At 65.5% G+C, this 15,306-nt stretch carries 12 protein-coding genes; 4 read left to right on the forward strand and 8 right to left on the reverse strand.

Annotated features, from left to right (window positions below):
* Positions 1-202 precede the first annotated feature (202 nt).
* Both IAG41_RS11635 and IAG41_RS11640 read right to left on the reverse strand, forming a co-directional pair.
* Positions 203-1,612, reverse strand: a complete 1,410-nt coding sequence (locus IAG41_RS11635) for a sulfatase (protein ID WP_222950662.1) — start codon at positions 1,610-1,612, stop codon at positions 203-205.
* 87 nt (positions 1,613-1,699) lie between these two features.
* On the reverse strand, positions 1,700-4,165 hold the full coding sequence (locus tag IAG41_RS11640; protein WP_187728813.1) for a TonB-dependent receptor: 2,466 nt from the start codon (positions 4,163-4,165) through the stop codon (positions 1,700-1,702).
* Positions 4,166-4,368: 203 nt separating this feature from the next.
* On the opposite strand from IAG41_RS11640, the gene IAG41_RS11645 reads away from it, so the two are divergent.
* Positions 4,369-5,349: a LacI family DNA-binding transcriptional regulator gene (locus IAG41_RS11645; RefSeq protein WP_262408625.1), complete on the forward strand. Its 981-nt coding sequence runs from the start codon at positions 4,369-4,371 to the stop codon at positions 5,347-5,349.
* Between the two features lie 100 nt (positions 5,350-5,449).
* Here the strand turns inward: IAG41_RS11645 and IAG41_RS11650 are convergent, their stop codons facing one another.
* Entirely contained in the window at positions 5,450-6,466 is a 1,017-nt protein-coding gene (locus IAG41_RS11650) for an LLM class flavin-dependent oxidoreductase (protein WP_187728815.1), read from the reverse strand.
* On the opposite strand from IAG41_RS11650, the gene IAG41_RS11655 reads away from it, so the two are divergent.
* Both IAG41_RS11655 and IAG41_RS11660 read left to right on the forward strand, forming a co-directional pair.
* Positions 6,465-6,659 carry a hypothetical protein gene (locus IAG41_RS11655; protein ID WP_187728816.1) on the forward strand — a complete coding sequence of 65 codons (195 nt, stop codon included), beginning with the start codon at positions 6,465-6,467 and terminating at the stop codon, positions 6,657-6,659. The two genes, IAG41_RS11650 and IAG41_RS11655, sit on opposite strands and share 2 nt — an antisense overlap.
* A gap of 36 nt (positions 6,660-6,695) precedes the next feature.
* On the forward strand, positions 6,696-6,884 hold the full coding sequence (locus tag IAG41_RS11660) for a DoxX family membrane protein (RefSeq protein ID WP_410468089.1): 189 nt from the start codon (positions 6,696-6,698) through the stop codon (positions 6,882-6,884).
* Between the two features lie 76 nt (positions 6,885-6,960).
* On the opposite strand, the gene IAG41_RS11665 is transcribed toward IAG41_RS11660, so the two are convergent.
* The 5 genes from IAG41_RS11665 to IAG41_RS11685 form a co-directional block, all read right to left on the reverse strand.
* Positions 6,961-9,240 carry a TonB-dependent receptor gene (locus tag IAG41_RS11665; protein WP_187728818.1) on the reverse strand — a complete coding sequence of 760 codons (2,280 nt, stop codon included), beginning with the start codon at positions 9,238-9,240 and terminating at the stop codon, positions 6,961-6,963.
* 115 nt (positions 9,241-9,355) lie between these two features.
* Entirely contained in the window at positions 9,356-10,897 is a 1,542-nt protein-coding gene (locus tag IAG41_RS11670) for a sulfatase (RefSeq protein WP_187728819.1), read from the reverse strand.
* Between the two features lie 7 nt (positions 10,898-10,904).
* Positions 10,905-12,155: an MFS transporter gene (locus tag IAG41_RS11675; RefSeq protein ID WP_187728820.1), complete on the reverse strand. Its 1,251-nt coding sequence runs from the start codon at positions 12,153-12,155 to the stop codon at positions 10,905-10,907.
* A complete protein-coding gene (locus tag IAG41_RS11680) occupies positions 12,152-12,904 on the reverse strand; it encodes a phytanoyl-CoA dioxygenase family protein (RefSeq protein WP_187728821.1) in 753 nt (250 codons plus the stop codon). Before IAG41_RS11680 ends, IAG41_RS11675 begins: the two co-directional genes overlap by 4 nt.
* Before the next feature lie 92 nt (positions 12,905-12,996).
* Entirely contained in the window at positions 12,997-14,058 is a 1,062-nt protein-coding gene (locus IAG41_RS11685) for an LLM class flavin-dependent oxidoreductase (RefSeq protein ID WP_187728822.1), read from the reverse strand.
* Between the two features lie 109 nt (positions 14,059-14,167).
* Between IAG41_RS11685 and IAG41_RS11690 the strand changes: the two genes are divergently transcribed.
* The gene (locus IAG41_RS11690) at positions 14,168-15,247 is read left to right on the forward strand and encodes a Gfo/Idh/MocA family protein (protein ID WP_187728823.1); all 1,080 of its coding nucleotides are present in this window, start codon (positions 14,168-14,170) and stop codon (positions 15,245-15,247) included.
* Positions 15,248-15,306: the final 59 nt, after the last annotated feature.

The raw sequence follows: 15,306 nt of genomic DNA on the forward strand, positions 1-15,306 counted from the left end.
TAACGCCGGCATAGGACACCCGGCGATATCGCGCTTCGTCGGAGCAAACAGCCTTGGGCCGCGCTGGCGGAGATCACATCGAGGCGTCGTCGTCCAGATGAACTGGCGCGCCATTCCATTCCGTTCTGGACCCAGGCTACGGCCAAATGCCTCAGGCGGATGTCATACTGGCGCGCGAATTCGAGATGCAGTCCTGCGGGTGTCAATTGCCCCCAACATGCGAATAGGGGTCGGTCTGCCCGGCAAGCCAGGGATCGTGTGTGGCGGCGCGCATCGCCTGCAGCCGCGCGCGCAGCGTCCGCAGCACGCCTGCATAACTTGGATCGGCGGCTACGTTCACTAGCTCGTCCGGGTCGCGCGTCAGGTCGTACAGCTCTTCCGCGGGGCGCCGCAGATAGGCCGCCTGCGTGCGCTTGCCGAGCCGGATCGCCGGGTCGGCGCTGATCGCCTGCCAGCTCGGCGACCCCGCCACGTCACCTGCGATCGGATAATCGAGCGGGTGGGCGAGATTGAGGATGTAGCTGTGCGTCCGCGTGCGCACGCTGCGCATCGGATAATATTGATTGATCTCGTGGAAATCGTGGCTTGCGAACACGGCATCCCGCGCCGGATCGCCCCGCCGTCCGAGCAGCGGCATCAGCGACGTGCCCGAGAACTTGGTGGCCGGGGGCGCGACACCGGTCCAATCGAGCACGGTCGGCGCGATATCGACCCAGCTCACCATCGCGTCATTGACCGCGGCAGCTGCGCCGGGCGCGCATATGATGAGCGGCAGGTGCAGTCCGGGATCATAGAGATTGGTCTTGGCGCCCGGGAAAGGCCGGCCATTGTCGCTCAGGAAAATAACGAGCGTGTCCTTGGCCCGACCCGTCGCGGCGAGTTCATCGAGGATCATCCCGACGCCGGCATCAAGACGGCTGAGCGACTCATAATATTCGGCAAGGTCGGCGCGGACTGCCGGCAGATCGGGCAAGTGCGACGGCAGCGCCACCTTGCGCGGATCATAGCGGACAGGCGGAACGCCCGGCCATGCGCGATCATTGCCATAATCGGTCGCCGCGCGATGCGGATCGCTATAGCCAATTGTCACGAGGAAGGGCCGGTCGTCGCTCGAGCGGATGAAGCTCGCCGCGGCGATCGCAAGTTCGCGGACATCGCGGATGCCCGAGCGCTCCGGGACCAGCTCGGCCTCATAGGGAAATGCGGCGTCCGGCCCGACATGCTTCTTCCCGACCAGCGCCGTCGCATAGCCCGCGCGGCGCAGCATCGCCGGCAGCGTCTCGATCCCGTCGAGCAGCGACTGGTGATGGACGTCGTGCTGGAGGCCGTACATCCCGTTCTGATGGGTAAATAGGCCAGTGTTGATTACCGCCCGGCTCGGGCTGCACGAAGAGACCGCCGCGAAGCCCTGGGTGAAGCGCGTCCCCTCTCCCGCCAGTCGGTCGATCCGCGGCGTGCGGATCGGCACGCCGTAGCAGCCGAGATCGAGGCCCTGGTCGTCGGAGATCAGCAGCAGGACGTTGCGTTTGGGCGAAGGCGCCGCCCGCAGCGGCACCGCCGAGGCCGCCGCAGCCACGCCCACTGCCCCTTTCAGAACCGTGCGGCGATCCATCGTCAAGCCTCCATCAACGCCCGTCGAAACCGCCCCGAACGAGACACTCCTGCCAGGGGGCGGGCAGGAGTGCCAGTTCGGGAGAACCTAGAAGCTGAACGCCGCGCTGAACCGGAACGACCGCCCGAGGATCGGGCGCGCGAGGATCGGTCCCGTGCCCTGCGAGCCGATGATCCGCGGATTGCCCTCGGTGAGACCGATCTCGTTGGTCAGGTTGTTGCCGGTCACCTGCAGCTTGATCCGCTCGGCGATATCGACCGACACACCCGCATCGAGCTGATAGAAATTCGGCAGCAATTGGTTGTTCTCCACGTCCGAGAACCGGTCGCCAGTATATTGCAGCGTCGCGAAGACCGAGGGCTTCACGCTGCCGAGGTCGACCTCATAGGCCGGCGTCACGCGCCACGCCCAGCGCGGCTGGCGCTGGACGCGGTTGCCTGTGTTGTCGATCGTGCCGCCGCCGGTGAAGAAATCCACATAGGTCGCGTCGAGCCAGGTGCCCGCTGCCGACAGGCTGAAGCCGCGGAACGGTCGGATCGCGCCCTCGAGCTCGACACCCGTCGCCTTCGCGCCGCCGATCTGGCTCAGCGGCACGTTGTTGACGAGCTGCGTGGTCGCGAGCCCGTCGAACTTGTTGTGGAACACCGTGGCGTAGAGGTTGAGCCACGGCATCGACACCTTGAGTCCGCCCTCATAGGTCTCGACTTCGGCGGTGACGGCAAGGCCGGTGTTGTTCGCGATGTCCGCGTTCGATGCGTCACGAAGATTGTCGAACTGCGGGAAGCTGTTGCCACGGCTGTAGCGCGCGAAGACGCCGATCTCGCGCGTGACGTCATAGTTGGCGCCGACAGTCCACGACCAGGCCGAATCCGAATAGTCGATCAGGCGCGGGCCGCCGAATACCGAGACCGAATTGTCGTAGAGCGTGTTGGGGTTGCCATCGACATTGACCGTTCCGCCCGGCGTGCGGATCGTCGCGTCGACCGTGTGCCGCTGCCAGCGCGCGCCGCCGTCGACGCGCAGTTCGGGTGTGATCTGGAACTCATCGACCGCGTAGAAGGCGTAGTCGCTGCCGTCATAATGGCCATCGACGATGAAGCCCGGCCCGCTGGTGAATCCGTTGGACGTCGCGATCCGCCCGCCGTCCAGCGTCAGGTTGAGCAGCCGCGCATTGGGCGTACCGGTGAGCAGCACCTGGTTGCCGAGCGACCAGCTGTCGCGGGAAGTATAATTGGCATAGTAGAAGCCGCCCGTCAGCTTGTTCGGGCCGGCCTCCCATTCGAAGCCCGTGTCGGCGACGAAGGAGGAGATCTTCTTGCGAACCTCCCAGATACCGGCGCGCATGACCGGTGTGGTTGCGGCGAGCGCGCCGCCGCCATTGGCATAGCTGAGGCTTGTGACCGTCGAGCCCGCGCCGCCCAGTCTCACCGCCATGTCCGAAGCGGCGATCGGCGCTTCGGCCGGGACCAGGCCTACCGTGTCGGCATTGCCGCCGAGATAGCTGACGCGCTCGCGCAGCCGGAAGCCGTCGGCGACCTCATAGTCGAAGTTGATGCCGGTGTTGAACACATCGGCACCGCGCCCGTCGGCGAGGTCGACCCTTCGGCCAGCCAGATTGGTCGTGATGCGCGTCTCGCGCCCGGGAAGCGCGCCGGTGCCGGCATCGAAGCCCGGATAGGCACTGATCTTGCTGCCGTTCTGGACGATCGGGATCGGCAGCAGCCACTGGCCGTGGTCGTTGAGGTAGCGCGCATAGATCTCGACCGAGCCGCGATTGCCGAAATCGTGATGGATGTTGGCGGTGACCTGCCCGCCCTTTTCGGCGCGGTACTGCGGATCGCGCACGCCATTGCCCTGCGCGTAATAGCCGCCGACCATGAAGCCGGTGTCGTCGTTGAGCGGGCCCGATACCCAGGCGTCGCCGCGGACCTCGCCGAAATCGGTATAGGAGACCTTGCCGGATCCGTGGAATTCGGCGCCGCCGATGCGCGGCACGACGTTCACGGTCAGGCCGGGCTGGCCATTTGAGAAGAGCGAGCCGGTTCCGCCGCGCACTGCCTCGACGCGCTGCACCGTCTCGTCGAGGCGGATCAGCTGCGAATTTTCGAGGAAGGAGAGCGTTGGCGGCGGGAAGATCGGCACGCCGGCGAGCTGGAAGGTCACGAACTGCGCATCGCCGCCCGAGGGATAGCCGCGCACGAAGATGTTGGCGCCATTCTGGCCGCCCGAGCTTTCAGCCATCACGCCCGGCACGGTGCGCAACAGATCGGCGGTACTGTTCGGGGCCGCGCGCTCGATGGCATCGTTGTTGAGGGTGGTGACGGCGAAGGCGGCATCCTGGCGTCGCGTGCCGCCGCCGGAGGTGCCGACCACGACTATGTCGTCGCCGCTCGTCGTCTGATCGGCGACATCGGGGGATCCGACCTCGGCGCGCTGGCCTGAATCCGCCGCCTGGGCGGCGCCCGAGTCGGACGGTGTCGTTTGGGCATGGGCGGTGGCGGCAACCAGCGCAAGCGGCGCGGCGCCCAGCATGAAAACTGTGGTGCGAAGCATAATACCTCCCCTTCACGACGGGCACGCTTGCCTCGCCGAAGGGGATTTTATGGAATTATGAAATGCTTTTCAAGACTGCCCAGCAATGGCCGTTGCACGGTCCTTGATGTAGGTGCCGCCATTGCCCTACCAAGCCCGTTATGGGTGGGAAACGCGAGAGAGGCGCCGACGGGTCTGCAGAGGCTGGCGGCAGACGGCTGACGATGCTGGACATTGCCCGCCTCGCGAACGTGTCGACGCCGACCGTTTCGCGCGTGCTCAATGGCAGTGCTCTCGTGAACGAAGAGACGCGCGAGCGCGTGCTAAGGACGGCCTGGGCGCACGGCTATGCCGTCAACCGGAACGCACAAAAGCTCCGTCACGCCCGCGCCAACACGGTCGCGGTGATGCTCGACTTCGGGTCGCATCGCCACGGAGCGATCGGGGATCCGTTCATTTTCGAATTGCTCGCCGGCGTGTCCGAGGCGTTGTCGGTTCGCAACCAGGACCTGCTGCTCTCTCCTCCCGGACTGGAAGATGCCCGTGCCTTCCGGGATCTTTATCGCGCGCAGGGCGCGGACGGCTTCATCGTGCTCGGCCAGGGAACGCGCGACGAGATGCTGCGGGCGCTCGCAAAGTATGACGTTCCCCTCGTAGTCTGGGGAGCTGTCCCTGAAGATGCCGGTTATTGTGCAATCGGCAGCGACAATCTTGCAGGCGGACGACTGGCTGGAGAGCATTTCCTCGCGCATCATCGGCAGCACTGGCTGTTCGTCGGCGATATCCGCCACGAGGAGTTTCGGCTGCGCTATGAGGGGCTGCGGCTGGCTTCGCTGGGGTCGCCCGATATCACGCTCGACCTGTTACCGATCGCATCCATGGCGTTCACGGTCACTGCCGAGACCGTCGCGCGCTATCTCGGGACCGCCGCGCATCCGGACGCCGTCTTCGCCTTTTCGGATACCGCGGCAATGGCGGTGGCGGGCGTATTTCGAGACCGGGGTCTCACGGCGCCCCGCGACTATTCTTTGGTCGGTTACAATAACATACCTCCCGCGGCGCACTTCAGCCCGGCAATCACCACCATCGACCAGAAGACCGATGTCGCCGGCGCGCTTCTGGTCGAGAAGCTGATGCAGCAGATCGAGGGCGATCGGCCGGAATCGGTGATGCTGCCGACGCGGATGGTGAAACGCGAGACCTGAGGCCTCCGGACCGGCAACCAATTCTGCGCAAAAAATTGCTGAAATCGTTATCAGGCTACCGGTTCTGGCAAATGATCTCCATTCAAGGGATCCGCAAATGTCAGCGCCAGCCCAATGCCGGCGCCACGTATTTGAGGATGCTTTCCATGACATGGGCGTTGTACGCCACGCCGAGCTGGTTCGGCACGGTGAGCAGCAAGGTGTCGGCCTCGGCGATGGCCTCGTCCGCCCTTAACTCATCGATCAGGCGCTCCGGCTCGGCGGCGTAGGAACGGCCGAATATCGCGCGCAGATCGTGGATGTTGCCGATCTGGTCGCTGCTGCCGCCGTGCCCGAAATAGGCGCGGTCGCGATCGTCTATCAGCGCGAAGATCGAGCGCGACACCGAGACGCGCGGCGCGTGCGCGTGCCCGGCGGCCTGCCACGCCTCGCGATAGATCCGGATCTGCTTGGCCTGCTGGATGTGGAACGGCTCGCCCGATTCGTCGGCCTTGAGGGTCGAGCTTTGCAGATTCATGCCCATCTGTGCTGCCCAGACCGCGGTGGCGTTCGAGGCCGATCCCCACCAGATCCGCTCGCGCAAGCCCGGCGAATGCGGCTCCAGGCGGAGCAATCCGGGCGGATTGGGGAACATCGGGCGCGGGTTGGGCTGGGCAAAGCCTTCGCCCTTGAGCAGGTCGAGGAACACTTCGGCGTGCCGCCGGCCCATCTCGACGTCGTCCTGGCCCCCGGCCGGCGCATAGCCGAAATAGCGCCATCCCTCGATCACCTGCTCGGGCGAGCCGCGGCTGATCCCCAGCTGCAGGCGCCCGCCGCTGATCAGGTCGGCCGCGCCGGCATCCTCGACCATGTAGAAGGGGTTTTCGTAGCGCATGTCGATCACGCCGGTGCCGATTTCGATGCGGCGGGTCCGCGCGCCCACCGCGGCGAGCAGCGGGAACGGCGACGCGAGCTGCTGCGCGAAATGGTGGACGCGGAAATAAGCGCCATCCGCGCCCAGTTCCTCGGCCGCGACGGCGAGGTCGATTGACTGCAACAGCACGTCGCTGGCCGAGCGGGTCGCCGATTGCGACGAGGCGGACCAGTGTCCGAACGACAAGAAGCCAATCTTTTTCATGCGAACTTTCCATACGAATGCCGATGAGGGGAGCTGGCGTCGCGCGGTGCGGGCGACAAGGCCCGCATCGGAACCCCATGGTTTCCATTTGCGCGAGAATTGGAATCGCGAGCGCCAGCAGGCGCGCGTGCTCGGCGCCACACACGCCTATCTCGCCCCGGTGCGCAGCGTGGTCTCGGTGAACGGCGCCTGACCCTTTGGCGACGGAATCGCCGGCAAGCGCGCCGCCATCGGTCCCACCAACGCGATGATCGCGGCGGTCGGCTTGCCCGTCCCACCGCTGGCTCCGGCGGTCGCGGTCGCGGTCGAACTGGGCGGCGGTCTGCCGCTCATTCTTGGTGATCGCGCGCGGATCGTTGCGCTAGCCATGGCGATTTTCGCGATCACGACGCGGGCATCAGCGCTAATCGAGCGTTGAGTTGCACCGGCGGCGAGGGGCGCAGCACGATCAGCCGGCACGACGGACGGGCGGTGCCCGTCCACGTCCCCTTTTCTCAGAAGTTGAGGTTGGCGTTCACGCCGACGTAACGGCTGTTGTCACGTGGTACGAAGCGCGAGACGCCTGCGACCGCGCCATAGGCGATTGCCGGCGAGTAATGCTGGTTGGCGATATTCTTGATGACGGCGCGTACTTCCCAGCCCTTGCCGGCGTCGCTCACCAGCCCGACCGAAGCGTTCCAGATGCCGTAGGCGGGCTGGATCGTGTCGGGCGTCTGCGTGATCGAATATTGGGTGTCGTCCTTCCAGCTGAAATCGGACTGAAGATCGACGCCCAGCGTGTCGGTGATCGGCACGTGGTAATTGCCGTCGACATGGAATTTCCACTTCGGCGCGAAGGGCAGCGGCCGTCCGTCGACATTGGCGCATGCCCCGCCGGCGGAGGCCGGGCAGAGGAAGCTGTCGATATGCGCGTCGTTATAGGCGAAGGCGCCGCTGAGAGTCAGGTTGCGGATCGGCCGAACCGTGATGTCGCCTTCGACGCCGCGGGAGGAAACGTCGCCCGCATTGATCAGGCGCGTGACGAGCGTACCGAGATAGGTGTCCTGGAAGTTCGCCTGGAAGCCGTGAAACTTGGTGAGGAACGCCGCCAGGCTGTAGGTTAGCGTGCCATTGCCGGCGCTGCCCTTCAGGCCCGCCTCGAAACTGTCGGAGGTCTCGGGGGCGAGCGGGTTCACGTCGAACGCCTGCATGTTGAAGAACACGTTGTAAGCCGGGCCCTTATAGCCGCGGGAATAGGTGGCATAGAGGTTGATCCGGGCGCTCACGTCATATTGGAGGCCGGCGCGCAGGCTATAGTCGGTCCGCTTCGTGCTGCCCGCGCTCGCAAAGGACGGACGGATGCCGGCGACACCCGTCGCGGTGGTGGCGACGCGGCTGTGCTCATATGCAAGATCGTCATGGATCAGCCGGCCGCCGAGGATCGCGCGGAACTGCGGCGTGAAGTTGATATTGGCCTCGCCGAACACCGAATAATTGTCGAGATCAGTGCGGTAGTTGGCCACGCCCAGATCGGAGACCGGCGCGCCGCCCACGAGCCGCGTCACGCTACGCTGGTAGCGCTCGCGCGCGACCGTGTGGAAATAATAGAGGCCAACGACATAATCGATCAGCTTGCCCTTGGGCGAGGTGAGCCGCAGTTCCTGCGAGAATTGATCGGAATCGACTTTTCCGATGTCTTCGCCCGATGCGGTGGCAGCGGTCAGCGTCCCGGTCGAATCCCAATCCTGGTGCTGGCGGTTCCTCCATTTGCGATAGGCGGTGATCGACGTGAGCGTATGATCCCCCAGGCCGATCTCGGCGGTGAACGATCCGCCGAAATTCTTGTCGCGCACATCCGCGTCGAAGCTCGGCGCGACCTTGGTGTTGTCGGCGTTCGCGACGATGCCCGAGGCGGCGAGGATCGCGGCGAGGTCCGCATTGGGGGTTACCGCGCCGGTAGGAAAGGCGACGCGCGATGTCGCGACAAACACGCCGGTAGGCACATTCTCGTAGGTAAAGACATAGTCGCCCGCGAGCGTGAACTTCAGGTTGTCCGCCGGCTGATAGACAAGCTTGCCGCGCCCGCCGAGGCGGTCATAACCGTTGACCCAGTCGCCGGTGGTGACATTGCGGACATTGCCCTTGAAGCCGCCGAACAGCCCGGTGACCGCGAAGCCCCAGTCATCGCCGATCGGGCCCGACGCGCCCAGGCGGACGCGATACTCGCCGCCTTCATAAGCGCCGAGCTGGGCGTTGAACCCGAGTTCCTTGGCCGGTTCCTTCGATACGATGTTGATCACGCCGGCCGAAGCATTCTTGCCGAACAACGTGCCCTGCGGCCCGCGCAGGATCTCGATGCGTTCGATGTCGAGCAGATCGAGCGTCGACTGGCCGGGCCGGGCTAGGACCACCCCATCGATCACCGTGGCGACCGAGGGCTCGACGCCCGGCGAGGTGGTGATCGTGCCGATGCCGCGGATGAAGGTCGAGCGGTCCTTGTTCGACGAACCCGCGCGGAAGTCGACCGTGGGGACCGTTTGCGCGATATCCTGCAGCGTGTTGAGGTTCCGCGACGCGAGCGTGTCGCCCTTGAGCGCGGTGATCGCGATCGGCACGTCGGTCAGCGATTCCTCGCGAAAGCGGGCGGTGACGACGATCTCGCCATTGTCCTGCACGACTTGCGGATCGCTCGCGGGCGCCTCCTGGGCATAGGCCGGCGCAATGCCCGCCAGCGCGGCACCGGCGAGTGCGGACAGGCGTAGCGCGTAGGCACGGCCCTTTGATTCTCTTTGCATGGTCACTCCCTGGATTTTCGAGAGCAGAATATCCTATCAAACCAGTAGGAGAATAAACTTTTGCTTCATCGCGGGCACGCCCTAGCTTCTGTCGGAAGCCGGCTCGTCCAACCGGTCACGACCGCGGGGGCCGCAGGAAGCGCGTCGGGAACGGTGCGCCCGCAGGCCCCTTGGGATCGCGCAGCTCATTGCGTTGGCCCGCGTCCGGGCTGAGCGGGATCTGCATTCCTTCGGTTTCTTCGAGGAGCGCGAACAGGCGCTTGCTCATCTGCTCCGCCAGCGCTTCATGGCCTGGACGCGCCAGGAGATTGTTCGTCTCGTGCGGATCGGCTTCGAGATCATAGAGCTCGTCGAGATCCCAGATCCCGTGGAAATGCATGTATTTGTAGCGGTCCTCGCGCAGCGCGTGGACAGTCGGGGTCTGGGGAAAGTTGCGCTCCCAATAATATTCGTAGAGCAACTCGCTCCGCCACGGGACCGTCTCTCCGCGCGCCAGCGGGAGCATGTCGGCGCCCGCCATGCCGGCAGGTGCCTTGAGGCCGGCGGCGGCAAGCATGGTCGGCGCCACATCGATATTGGCGACCACCGCATCAACTTGGCGCGATCCGAACAATGCGGGGCAGCGCGCGATCATCGGCACGCGCATCGATTCCTCATAGGCCGTTCGCTTGTCGATGAGACCGTGCTCGCCGAATTGGAAGCCGTTGTCGCCCATGTAGAGGATCAGCGTGTCGTCGAGCTCGCCGCGGCGCTCGAGCAGGTCCAGGATGCGTGCGAGCCCCTCATCGACCGCGAGCAAGGTCTCCATGTAGCGCTTGTAATAATCGGCGACATCGAGCGTGCCGTGATAGGGATAGGCGACGCCATGCCAGCTGTTGCGCTGGTTCTCGACCCACGTCGGCCGCCCCGGCGCGTTTGCCTGCATCGTCGCGGGATAGCGGAACGTCTCCTTCGCGTAGCGCCCGGCGTGCCGCGGCGCCGGAATGAATTCCGAATGCACCGCCTTGTGCGCGAGATGCATCATCCAGGGCCGCTTGCGGTCGCGCTTGCCGATCCAGTCGAGCGCGTAATCGGTCAATTCGTCGGTGATATAGCCCTTTTGTGGGACCTTGCGGCCATTCACGTTGAGGCCGTTGGCATCGGGCAGATAGCTGCCCTGGCCCTTGAAGCTCACCCAATGATCGAAGCCCGGCTGCGGCGTGTCGGTCTCCTCGCCCATGTGCCACTTGCCGATGAACGCGGTCTCATAGCCGGCTCGCCGGAGATATTCGGGGTAATAAGTGAGGCCCGGCGGGATCGGATGGTTGTTGTCGACCACCCGATGCTGGTGTGCGTAGAGGCCGGTGAAGATGGAGGCGCGCGAGGGCGAGCAGAGCGCGGTGGTCACGAAGGCGTTGCGGAAATGCACGCCTTCGCGCGCCAGTCGGTCGAGCGTGGGCGTGTCGCCGAAATCCTGCGCCTTCATGAAGCCCATCGCGTCGTAGCGATGGTCGTCGGTCAGCACGACGAGGATGTTGCGCGGCCGTGCGCCGGGGATGCGCTTGAGCTCCAGCCGCTTGGACTTCACGTCCTGCGCCGCGGCGGCCCAGGAATAGAGGCCGAACGCGCCGCCGCTCCCTGCCAGCAGCACGCCGCGACGATCGAATTTGTCGGTCATGTTCGCCTCAATGCCCTGCTACTATTGCTTCGAATTCGCCGGGATCCTCGGCTCGCCGGATGCGCGGCAGCAGCAGGTGGATCCAGCCCAGCGCGAGCAGGTACGAAACGCTGGCGAACAGGAACAGCGGCAAATAACCGAGCCCGGCCGCCAGCACCGCACCTGCCACCTTGACGATCACCATCCCGCCGACATTGCCGCAGAACGCGCCGAACGCGGTCACTCGACCGACCTTGGCGCGTGGAGTGACGTCGGCGATCGTCGCGAACAGGGTGGTCGAAAAGGCCTGGTGCCCCGCCATGGTCAGCGCGAGGATCAATGTCGCCTGCCACAATTCGCCGGTATAGAGCGCCAGCGGCACCGGCAGCACCGCCAGGCCCGAGATCAGCATCGCGCCCTTGCGGACCCGGTCGAGCTCCCGGCCGCGCACCAGCAGCCGGCTGGCGACAGTGCCCGCGATGATCGCGCCGAGCGCTGAACCGGTATAGGCGATCGCCAGCGGCGGACCGAGCGCCGCTCCTTCCAGGCCGAACTGGCGATGGAAGAAATCGGGCATCCAGAACAGCATCAGCCACCAGGTCGAATCCGACAGGACCTTGGCAAACGCGATCGCCCAGGTCCGCCGTTCCCTGAGGATCGGGCCGTAGACCGGCGAGTCCGCCGCGGCGACAGGCGCAGGTCCATCCTCGAACTTCACGCCGCGGACCGCCAGCAGCCAGGCGCCTGCCCAGACCAGGCCGACCAGTCCCGCGAACACGAACGCCGCGCGCCAGCCATAGCCGGCGGCGAGCAGCGGGATCAGCAGGGGCGCGACAATCCCGCCGAAGCTGTTGATCCCGTTGCCAATGCCATAGCCGGTCGAGCGCAGATGCGGCGGGAAGATCGTCGCGATCGTCTTGATTCCGCTGGGCGTGCCCATCGCTTCGGTCGCGCCCAGCGCAGCGCGAACGAAGGCGAACTGGCCCATCGTCGCTGCCCAGGCGTGGCCGATTGCCGCAAGGCTCCAGGCTGCAACGCCGAGCGGGTTTGCCCATTTGACGCCGGCCTTGTCGACGATCCAGCCGGTGAACAGGAAGGCCACCGCCGCCGACCCCTGGAACCACGCCGCGAGCGTGCCATAGTCGTTGTCGCTCCAGCCGAGATCGGCGGAGATCACCGGCTTGAGCACCGAGATGATCTGGCGATCGACCAGGTTGAGGATGCCCGCCACCAGCAGCAACGCGAACAGCGCCCATCGGCGCCCGGGCGACAGCGTCATGCGAAAGTTACCTGCCGTCCACCCTGGACGAGCGGGATCGCGTTGCGGCGGAGTTGCCGCGTCCCCGGGTTGAGCATCGCCTCCGCCGTATATTGGGCGAGATAGACGCGGCGCGGTCGGTCGGTGCGATTGGCGCCGGTGGCATGCAGCGTCCGGCTGGAAAAGGCGACGATGCTGCCCGCGGGCACTTCGATCGCGACACTGTCGGCCTCATCGACCTCGACGGCGAGGTCGTTGCTGCCTTCGTGCTTCACATGGGGGAGCACGCCGCCGAGATGACTGCCGGGCACCACGCGCACCGTGCCATTGTCGAGCGTCGCATCATCAAGCGGGCACCAGCAGGTGAGATAGGGTGCATGGTCCAAAGGCCCGCCATAAGCGACAACATAGCCCGAATCCTGGTGCCAGCTGAACGGCAGCCCGCCCTCGGGGCCTTTGACGACATATTGGTCGAAGAAGAAATACGCGGTGTCGCCGATCGTCGCACGGCAGACATCCGCCATTACCGGGCTGAACAGCATGCGACGAAGCTCCGGCTGCTCGCGCTGACATTCATTGGCGAAATAGCGCTTGCCGCGATGGCTGATCCCGAGCGTGTCGGAGCCCGCCGCGTCCATTCGCGCGTCCTCGCGCGCGACAAAGGCGTCGCACTGACTACGCAGCAGTGTCAGCAGATCGCCATTGAGCGCATGATCGAACACCGCATAGCCCTGCTCGGCGAACTGTGCCTTCTGCTCTTCGAACCCCATGGCCGTTTCCTTCCGCCCCAGGCTAGGTCGAGCCCGGGTGCGGTGCCGACGAAGAAAAACTATCAACTCCCACTAAATCGATGGGAATGATCTTAACCGAGCGGACCATGCTCCAGCCGCGGCAGCACATGGCGCGCGAACAGATCGGCCTCGGCCGCGTGCGGATAGCCCGAGAGGATGAACGCCTCGATCCCTTCTGCGCGATAGGCGTCGAGCTTGGCGAGCACCTGGTCCGGGTCGCCCACGATCGCCGCGCCGCAGCCCGAACGCGCGCGGCCGATCCCGGTCCAGAGATTGTCCTCGACATATTCGCCGCCCGCCGCCTCGCGCAGCTCCGCCTGCCGGCGCACCCCCGCCGACTGGCTGTCGAGCGACTTGGCGCGGATCGCGTCGCCCGTCGCGGCGTCGAGGTGCGAGAGCAGCCGATCCGCCGCGGCGCGCGCCTCCTCCTCGGTGTCGCGCACCACGACATGGACGCGGTAGCCGAACCGCAGCGTCCTGTTCTCCTTAGCCGCGCGCTCGCGAAGATCGGCGATGATCGCGCGCACGCCGGGAAGCGTATCCGGCCACATCAGGTAGACGTCCGCACCCTTGGCCGCGGCGTCGCGTGCCGCCTCGGACAGCCCACCGAAATAGAATTTTGGGCAACGGCCAGAGACGGTGCCGATCCGCGGCGGCTTTAGCCCGAGCTTCCAGAATTCGCCGTCATGGTCGAGCGGCTCGCGATCCAGCAGCTTGCGAAGGATCGCCATCGCCTCGATCGTGCGCGCATAGCGCGGCGCGCTGTCCAGCATCTCGCCGGGCAGATCGCTTGAGATGATGTTGATGGCCAGCCGCCCGCCCAGCATCTGGTCGATCGTCGCGATCTGGCGCGCGAGCTGCGGCGGCCAATTTTCGCCGATGCGGATCGCCATCAGCAGGCGGATGCGCCGCACCCAGGTCGCTATCGCGGCGGCGAAGGCAGTGGTGTCGATGCCGAGCGCATAGCCGGAGGGAAGCAGGATATTGTCGAAGCCGAGGCTCTCGGCCTGCAGGACGATGTCGCGGCAATGCTCCCAGCTCGACTGGAGCCGGGGCTCGGGCACGCCGAGAAACTCATAGTCGTCGTCGCAGAGCGCGGAGAACCAGCTCACTTCGCAGGGAGGCACGGACAAGATTCGTCCTCTTCAAACTTGAACGCGCGGGCCGCCAAGCTTTTCGATCTTGCGAGCCCATGGCGCTTCGGGTGACAGGCCGGTCGACATTCCTTTTGGCACAGGCATCATGACACAGACAATCCGCTACGGTCTGGTCGGCACCGGCATGATGGGCTGCGAGCATATCCGCAACATCCGCCTGATCCCCGGGGCACGCATCACCGCGATCGCCGACCCGGTCGAGGCATCGCTGGACTGGGCCGATGCGTCGCTGGGCGACCAGCGACCGGCGCGCTTTCGAAGCGCCGAGGACTTGGCGGAAAAGGGCGAGATCGACGCCGTGATCGTCTCCTCGCCAAACTACACCCACCGCGATGTTCTCGCGCCCCTGTTCGAGCGCGACGTGGCGATCCTGTGCGAGAAGCCGCTCGCGACGACGATCCCCGATGCAAGCTGGATCGTCGAGCAGGCGGAACGACGTTCTGCGCCCTTCTGGACTGGCATGGAGTATCGCTACATGCCGCCGGTCGCGCGCTTTGTGGAGCAGGTGCATGGTGGCCGTGTGGGGAAGCTCCACATGGTCTCGATGCGCGAGCACCGCTTCCCGTTCCTGGTGAAGGTCGGCGACTGGAACCGCTTCGCGCGCAATACCGGCGGCACCATGGTCGAGAAATGCTGTCACTTCTTCGATCTGATGCGGCTGATCACCCGCAGCGAGGCTGTGCGAGTATATTGCTCCGGCGCGATGGACGTGAACCATGTCGACGAGCGCTATGGCGGCGAACAGCCGGACATCATCGACAACAGCTACACGGTCGTCGATTTCGCTGACGGTACCCGCGCGCTGCTCGATCTCTGCATGTTCGCTGAGGGTGCTGAGCACCAAGAGGAAATCTCCGCGACCGGGGACGAGGCGCGGCTCGACGTGCTGATCCCGCCGGGCGAACTGGTCTGGTCGCCCCGTGTGCCGCTGCGCGCGCCCAAACGGGTAGAGCGCGAGCTGGTAGCGGTGGACGAAGCAGCCATGGCTGCAGGCTCGCACCACGGCGCGACCTTTCATCAGCACGAGGCTTTTGCGAGAGCCGTACGCGGTGAAGGCCCAATTGAGGTCACTGCGCGGGACGGGCTGCTCGCGGTTGCGATCGGCGTCGCTGCGGAGATCAGCGCGCGAGAGCAGCGCGCTGTCGAGCTGAAGGAACTGATCTAGAATTGTAGATTCATGTCGGGTCGCAGACGGCCCAAGCCGAGCAGCTCCCCTTCCGCAAA

This window comes from Sphingomonas sp. JC676, assembly GCF_014489075.1.
Taxonomy (GTDB): Bacteria; Pseudomonadota; Alphaproteobacteria; order Sphingomonadales; family Sphingomonadaceae; genus Sphingomonas.

What these genes read in the sequence shown, in the direction of transcription:
- IAG41_RS11665 (WP_187728818.1), bottom strand. Translation starts at nt 9,240, where the DNA reads ATGCAAAGAGAATCAAAGGGCCGTGCCTACGCGCTACGCCTGTCCGCA.
- IAG41_RS11640 (WP_187728813.1), bottom strand. Translation starts at nt 4,165, where the DNA reads ATGCTTCGCACCACAGTTTTCATGCTGGGCGCCGCGCCGCTTGCGCTG.
- IAG41_RS11655 (WP_187728816.1), top strand. Translation starts at nt 6,465, where the DNA reads ATGCGAACTTTCCATACGAATGCCGATGAGGGGAGCTGGCGTCGCGCG.
- IAG41_RS11645 (WP_262408625.1), top strand. Translation starts at nt 4,369, where the DNA reads ATGCTGGACATTGCCCGCCTCGCGAACGTGTCGACGCCGACCGTTTCG.
- IAG41_RS11690 (WP_187728823.1), top strand. Translation starts at nt 14,168, where the DNA reads ATGACACAGACAATCCGCTACGGTCTGGTCGGCACCGGCATGATGGGC.
- IAG41_RS11675 (WP_187728820.1), bottom strand. Translation starts at nt 12,155, where the DNA reads ATGACGCTGTCGCCCGGGCGCCGATGGGCGCTGTTCGCGTTGCTGCTG.
- IAG41_RS11680 (WP_187728821.1), bottom strand. Translation starts at nt 12,904, where the DNA reads ATGGGGTTCGAAGAGCAGAAGGCACAGTTCGCCGAGCAGGGCTATGCG.
- IAG41_RS11670 (WP_187728819.1), bottom strand. Translation starts at nt 10,897, where the DNA reads ATGACCGACAAATTCGATCGTCGCGGCGTGCTGCTGGCAGGGAGCGGC.
- IAG41_RS11635 (WP_222950662.1), bottom strand. Translation starts at nt 1,612, where the DNA reads ATGGATCGCCGCACGGTTCTGAAAGGGGCAGTGGGCGTGGCTGCGGCG.
- IAG41_RS11650 (WP_187728815.1), bottom strand. Translation starts at nt 6,466, where the DNA reads ATGAAAAAGATTGGCTTCTTGTCGTTCGGACACTGGTCCGCCTCGTCG.